The following is a 6,426-nucleotide window of genomic DNA, read 5'->3' on the forward strand; positions in this document are numbered from 1 at the left end:
CGCGCCCCCGTCCCGCCCGGCCCGCGCGTGTCCAGCCCCAGCCCGGAGAGCGCCTCCACCGCCAGCCGGGTGGTCGCGTGGTGCCCGGTCCCGAAGGCCATGCCCGGCTCGATGACGAGCGGAAGTTGCCCGGCCTCCACCTCTTCCCGCTGCCACGGCGCCACGATGGTCACCCGGCCCGCCGGCACCGGGCGCAGGGTGCGGCGGAACTCGGCCTGCCAGTCCTGATCGGTTTCCTCGTGCCACTCGCCGTCCGAGACGGACGCGGGCAGCGGCACCCGCCCCCCGAAATAGACGCGGATCACTCCGGACCGCTCCTCCAGCCCGGTCGCGCCCGCCTCCCACAGGGGGTCGAGGTCGGCTTCGCGGGTCTGGAAGGTGCCGGGGAGGTGGTACACGAGCATGGGGGAGAGTGTAGCGGGCGCGGGGCCAGGGCTGGAGGCTGGTCGCAGGCAGACATGCCCCGCGCCCCCAGCCTCTACACTCTCCCCCATGAAACTCGCCATCGTCGGCGTCGGGAAGCTGGGTCTGGCCTTGCTGGAAGGGGTCTTGTCGCGCGGGGTGATCGCTGCGGGAGACATCGGGCTGCTGGACGCGAACGCGGGGCGGGCCTCCGACCTCGCCTCGCGCACGGGGGCCGCGCTCATCGGCGCCTCTGACCTGCGCTTCGCCGAGCGGGTGCTTGTCAGCGTGCAGCCGCGCGTCTTTCCGGAAATCAGTGAGTGGCTCGCGCAGGAAAACGCCGGGTACATCAGCACGATGGCCGGGGTCAGCACGAACACGCTCTCCCGCCGCCTGGGGACCAAGCGGGTGGTGCGGGTGATGCCCAACCTCGCGGCGACCATCGGCCGGAGCCAGACCGCGATCACGGCCCCGCGTGAGGCGGAACTCAGCGGGGACCTCGACTTCGCCCGGTCGCTCTTTGGTGCGGTGGGCGACGTGTACGACCTCCCCGAGCACCTCTTCAACGCCTTTACCGGCATGAGTGCCTCCGGCCCCGCCTACGCCGCGCTGGTGGCCGAAGCGCTCGCGGACGGCGCGGTGCGGATGGGCCTGCCCCGCGCCCTGGCCCACGAACTCGCCGCCAAGGTGCTCGTCGCCAGCGGTGAACTCCTCCAGCAGCGGGCGCACCCCGGTCTGCTCAAGGACGAGGTCGCCAGTCCCGGCGGCACCACCATCGCTGGGCTGGAGGTGCTGGAGGCGGCGGGCGTGCGCGGCGCGGTGATGCGGGCGGTCGTGGCGGCCACCCGCCGGGGCGCCGATCTCGGGAAGGATCAGGAGTAGGGGAGGAGGGCGAGCCCCGCAGCCTCTGCTCCCCTCTGCCCCGCTCATGCAGACGGCTTCCGCGTTGGCCCTCTTCCGGCACCAACCCTTCGCGGTGCTGTGGGGGGCGCAGACCTTCTCGGGCCTGGGCGACGGCATCTTCCGGGTGGCGCAGGTCGCCCTGCTGCTGGAGTTGACCGGATCGGCGGCGGCCCTGAGCGGGCTGCTGCTGGTGGCCGTGCTGCCGGGCATTGCGCTCGCGCTCGTGGGTGGAGCGCTGGCGGACCGGGTGGACCGCCGCCGATTGCTGGTGGGGGCCAACACGGTGCGCGGGCTGCTGATGGCCGCCTTCGCGGGGCTGGCCCTGGCAGACGCCGTGCAGCTCTGGCACCTCTACGCGCTGGCGCTGCTCTACGGCGGGGTGAGTGCGCTGGCGAATCCGGCGTTCGATGCCCTGCTCCCCGCGCTGGTGCCCCGCGAGCGCTTGCAGGAGGCCCAGGCCCTTTTCCTGCTGGGAGACAACGTGGCGGCCATCCTCGGCCCGGCGCTGGGTGGGGTGCTGCTGGTCGTGGCGGGGGCCGGGGGTGCGGCGGCGGCGAACGCGCTGTCCTTCGGGGTGCTGGTCGCCGGGCTGCTGAGCTTGCGGGTGGGTGCGTCTCCAGCCCAAGAAGGTCCCCGGCCGTCCATGTGGGCCGACATCGGCTCTGGCCTGCGCTACGCCCGCACCCAGCCCGCCCTGCTCTCTCTGCTGGCCCTGTTTGCCGTCATCAACCTGAGCGGCGCGACGATGGCGGTGGCGCTGCCGCTGCTCGTCACGGGGACGCTGGGACAGCCCGCCGCCGCCTACGGCCTCTACCTGACCGCGATGAACGTGGGCATTTTCGGGGGTGTCGCCCTCCTGGGAACCCTGCGGGTGCGGCGGCGCGGGCTGGCGATTCTGGGGAGTCTCTTCGCGGCGGGGCTGGTGGGATATCTGCCCCTCGCGCTCTCGCGGGAGGTATGGATGGGGCTCGTCGCCGTGCTGCTGATCGACGGATTGGCGATGGTGTCCAACGTGCTGTATCCGGCCTGGGTCGGCACCCAGGTGCCCGACGAGTACCGGGGGCGGGTGTTCGGGCTGACCTCGCTGGTGAGTTACAGCCTCGTCCCCGTGGGCTTCGCCGTGGCGGGGGCGGCAGCGGGGACGCTGGGGCCACCGGGAGCCCTGCTGGGGGCCGGATTCCTGCTGATGACCGTCGCCGGGCTGGGTCTGCTGGTGCCTGCCCTGCGGCGGCTGGAGTAGGGGCGCGTTCGGCCTGAGCCTCCGGCCCGCTGGCCCCTCCTATACTGCCCCCCGTGCCCGGCCCCGAAGTCCTGCTCTACGGCATTCCGCTCGCCTTCCTGGCGGGCTTCATCGACGCGGTGGCGGGCGGCGGCGGCACCATCACGCTGCCCACGCTCTTTTTCATGGGCCTCAGCCCCGCGCAGACGGTCGCCACCAACAAGCTGCTCGCCATCTTCGGGTCGGGGAGTGCCACCGTGCAGTACTGGCGCAAGGGGCATGTCGAGCGCGGGCTGGTGCTGCGGCTGATCCCGCTCGCGCTCGTCGGCAGTGCGCTGGGGGCCTTTCTGGTGCGCTTCGTGGACCCGGACGCCTTCCGCACCCTGGTGGGCGTGGTGATCCTGGGGGTGGGGGCGCTGGTGCTGGCGAACAAGCGCTTCGGCCTGGAGGACCGCTACCCCGGCCTGACCGCCCGCACGCTCGCGCTGACGCTGCCGGGGGCGTTCATCATCGGCATCTACGACGGCTTCCTGGGGCCGGGCACGGGCACCTTCCTGATGTTCCTGTTCGCGCTGGCGGGCTTCAACCTGGTGCGCTCCAGCGGCAACGCCCGCACGATCAACTTCGCCACCAACCTCGGCGCCTTTCTCTTTTTCCTGATCGGCGGGCAGATGGTGTGGTGGATCGGGCTGCCGATGGGCGTGGCGAACGCGCTGGGGGCCACCCTGGGGGCCCGCATGGCGATGCTGCGCGGCAGCGGCTTCGTGAAGGTGATCTACGGGGTGATCGTGGTGCTGGTAGCGGCGCGGCTGCTGTTCGGGGGGTAAGGGGTGGGGAGGGGGTGGAGGGTGGACCGTGGTCAGGCGCACGCCTTCACGCTCTACGTTCCACGGTCCACACTCCCCCCGGCCCGCACGCGGCAGAATCCGGGCATGACCTCACCAAGTGGCGGACAGACCGAGCAGGCGATTCTGGCGGGCGGGTGCTTCTGGTGCACCGAGGCCGTGCTGAAGGACGTGCGCGGCGTGCAACGGGTGGAAAGCGGCTACATCGGCGGTCACACGCCCACCCCCGACTACCGCAGCGTGTGCAGCGGCACGACCGGGCACGCCGAGGCGGTGCGGGTCACCTTCGACCCCGCCCAGGTGAGCCTCCGCGACCTGCTGACGCTGTTTTTCGCCACCCACGACCCCACCAGCCTCAACCGTCAGGGGGCCGACGTGGGCACCCAGTACCGCTCGGCAGTCTTTCCGCTGACGCCCGGGCAAGAGCAGACCACGCGCGAGGTGATGGCCGACCTGACCGCGCAGGGCGTCTTTGACCGTCCCATCGTGACCAGCATTGAACCGGCCACCACGTTCCATGTGGCCGAGGACTACCACCAGGACTACTACGCCAACAACCCCCGCCAGCCCTACTGCATGGCCGTGATCGCGCCGAAGGTGGCGAAGCTGCGCAAGGAGTACGGCGACCGCCTGCGGGCCTGAGCCGCTGCCCTAGGGCCGCTCCCAGACGTAGGGCGTCGTCGTCGTCACGGGCAGCAGGCCGCTGCGTTCCAGAATGGGCCGCGAGGCGTCCGTGCTGTCGCTGTGCAGGTAGCGGACGCCCCGGCCCAGCGCCGACCCGGCGCGGGCGGCGGTCAGTGCCCGGTAGATGCCCTGGCCGCGCCACTCGGGAAGTGTTCCGCCACCCCACAGACCCGCGAATTCCGTATCCGGTACCACTTCCAGACGGCCGACACAGACGACCTGGTCTGCGGTTTCCGCAATCCAGAGTTCGGTCCAGCCACGGCGCTCCTCCAGCCGCCGCATCAGCTCCTCGGGCCGGAAGGGAAGGCCGAACACCCGGCTGTGTGTATCGGCTGCCCGCGTCACGTCGGGGAGGGGATCGGGCTGGTCGTCGATGCGGCGCAACCGGACGCCCCCCGGCAGGGTGACCGGCCCGGCGAGGTGCCGTGCTTCGCCGACCATGACGGTTTCCTGCTCCTGGGGCTCGAAGCCGTGCGCCCGCAGGCGGTCAGGGAGGTCGGCGGGTGCGTCATGCCCCCGCGTTTTCCACTCGGCGGAGGTGATGGCGGGGTCGGCGGCGTAGTGCTCCACGGTCTGCGCGATCAGGCTGTCCAGCGCCTGCCCGGACAGGCCCTCCAGCGAGCGGTAGGAGACGAGGCCCCGGGAGCCGAACTTGCCGCGCCACAGCGGTCCGGCGCGGTCCTGGCCCGTGGCGCCCGACATCTCGGCCTGCTCCCTGAGCTGCGCGTCGTAGGCAGCCAGCAATCGGCGCCGTTCTTCCCCATGTGGTGTGGCCATGGGGTCAGACTAGCGGGGACGACGTGGGGCTCGGGCGGTCCTGGGCGGCCAGCAGTTCCTCCACGCCCCGCCGCAGCCGCACGGCGAGTGGGTACGCCAGCCAGCGCTCCAACTCCTCACGCGGCGGTCTGGGGGCGAACCACAGGTCGAAGGTGTCCACGACCGTGGGCGCTCCGGCGGGGCCAGCCTCGCGGGTCACCGGGTCGCCCGCGCCCACATCGCCGCCCTCCAGCACGCGGGCGTAGAAGCCGGGGCGCCGGGCCGCCGCGAAGCGCCCCACGAAGCCCGCGTCCCCCATCCGTGCCCCCAGCGTGGCGCAGGGAATCCGGGAGGCGGTCACCTCCAGCAGCACCGCGCCGACCCGGAACCGCTCCCCGATGCTGACCCCGGCCGACTCCAGCCCCCCGACCAGCAGGTTCTCGCCGAAGGTGCCCGGCTCCAGCGGCCTGCCCAGCGCCGCTTCCCAGTGGGCGTAGTCCTCGCGGGTGTAGACGTACACGGCCTGATCGGGACCGCCGTGGTGCTTGCGGTTCATCACGTGGTCGCCGTCCAGCCCCGCCGCCGTGACCCCCACCCGGCCGGGAAGCGCGTGCTTGCGGATGCCGCTGACCACCTGCCGGGCGCCGACCTGCACGGCGGTGGGCTGGCCCACGTGAACGCTGAGAAGCTGCATGGAGAGCAGGCTAGCAGCGCCCGACTCCGGCTGGGGCATGGTGCGTCTTCTCCCGGTGCCGCGTGCGCCGGGCAGGATAGGCTGCGGCCCTATGCGCCCCCGTCTGCCCCGGCCCCTGCTCGGCGGCCTGATCGCCCTCCTGACACTGCTGGTCGCCCCATTCGGGGAGGCTGCCGCCCAGCCCCTCCAGGTGCCCGGCCCACTGGGGCTGAACCTCCCGCCGCCTGACCTCGCTGCCCTTGACGGGCTGGGACTGAACACCTGCCCCGAGCCGACCGCCCGCCTCGACCGCCTGCTGTATGAGCGCGTGCGGGGGCAGGGCGCGGCCCTGAGTTGCGGCAACCGGCTGGAGGGGCTGCTGCATCTGCCGCAGGCCAACCCCGCCTACAGCACCCAGCCCGTGACCCCGCTGGGCGGCTTCGACAGTCTGGTGGCCGCACTGGGGCAGACCCGGCGCGAACTGGTGATCGCCAACATGATCTGGGATGAGGGGCCGGACGCGCCGGGGGCGCCAGTGGCGCTTGCCATCGCCGCCTTGCGGGGTGACCTCGCCGCGCACCCGGAGCGGTACCCGGCGGGGCTGACGGTGCGGCTGATCTTCGGCAACACGGTGCGGGCGAGTGCGCCGCTCGACCCCCGCGCCAACATCTACGCGGCGGCCGAGCACCTGCTCGCGGCGGGCGTGCCCTTGACCGGGGACACGGTTCCCGGCTGGCGGCTGGAGATCGCCAGTTACGCCTCCACCTATCCCCACAGCCACATCAAGGTGATCGTGCAAGACGGCGAGCGCGTGCTGGCGGGCGGGTTCAACATCAGCATCAACCACCTGCCGCGTGAGGCGCCGGGAGGCCGGGGCCTCGACCTCGCCGACGTGGGCGTCTGGGTACGCGGCCCGGTCGCCCGGCACGCCCTCGCCGCCGTGC

The 6,426-nt window shown here is 72.4% G+C and carries 7 protein-coding genes and 1 pseudogene; 5 read left to right on the top strand and 3 right to left on the bottom strand.

Annotation, left to right across the window (positions count from 1 at the left end; translation table 11 throughout):
* On the bottom strand, positions 1-404 hold a 404-nt coding region (locus tag QOL99_RS14115), incomplete at its 3' end, for a 50S ribosomal protein L11 methyltransferase (protein WP_285524756.1).
* 88 nt (positions 405-492) lie between these two features.
* Between QOL99_RS14115 and proC the strand changes: the two genes are divergently transcribed.
* The 4 genes from proC to msrA all read left to right on the top strand — a co-directional run bounded on the left by proC (position 493) and on the right by msrA (position 4,011).
* Positions 493-1,284, top strand: coding sequence for a pyrroline-5-carboxylate reductase (gene proC, locus QOL99_RS14120; protein ID WP_285524757.1), 792 nt, complete (start codon positions 493-495; stop codon positions 1,282-1,284).
* 46 nt (positions 1,285-1,330) lie between these two features.
* Positions 1,331-2,545, top strand: a complete 1,215-nt coding sequence (locus QOL99_RS14125; RefSeq protein WP_285524758.1) for an MFS transporter — start codon at positions 1,331-1,333, stop codon at positions 2,543-2,545.
* Between the two features lie 53 nt (positions 2,546-2,598).
* Positions 2,599-3,351, top strand: coding sequence for a TSUP family transporter (locus tag QOL99_RS14130; RefSeq protein WP_285524759.1), 753 nt, complete (start codon positions 2,599-2,601; stop codon positions 3,349-3,351).
* A gap of 105 nt (positions 3,352-3,456) precedes the next feature.
* On the top strand, positions 3,457-4,011 hold the full coding sequence (msrA, locus tag QOL99_RS14135; protein ID WP_285524760.1) for a peptide-methionine (S)-S-oxide reductase MsrA: 555 nt from the start codon (positions 3,457-3,459) through the stop codon (positions 4,009-4,011).
* Positions 4,012-4,020: 9 nt separating this feature from the next.
* Here the strand turns inward: msrA and QOL99_RS14140 are convergent, their stop codons facing one another.
* Positions 4,021-4,830: a GNAT family N-acetyltransferase gene (locus QOL99_RS14140; RefSeq protein WP_285524761.1), complete on the bottom strand. Its 810-nt coding sequence runs from the start codon at positions 4,828-4,830 to the stop codon at positions 4,021-4,023.
* 4 nt (positions 4,831-4,834) lie between these two features.
* Positions 4,835-5,503, bottom strand: coding sequence for an MOSC domain-containing protein (locus QOL99_RS14145; protein WP_285524762.1), 669 nt, complete (start codon positions 5,501-5,503; stop codon positions 4,835-4,837).
* A 91-nt stretch (positions 5,504-5,594) separates the two neighbouring features.
* Here QOL99_RS14145 and QOL99_RS14150 point away from each other — a divergent pair.
* Positions 5,595-6,426, top strand: a pseudogene (locus QOL99_RS14150) (phospholipase D-like domain-containing protein); the annotation flags it as partial.

The organism is Deinococcus rhizophilus, assembly GCF_030271215.1.
GTDB lineage: Bacteria > Deinococcota > Deinococci > Deinococcales > Deinococcaceae > Deinococcus > Deinococcus rhizophilus.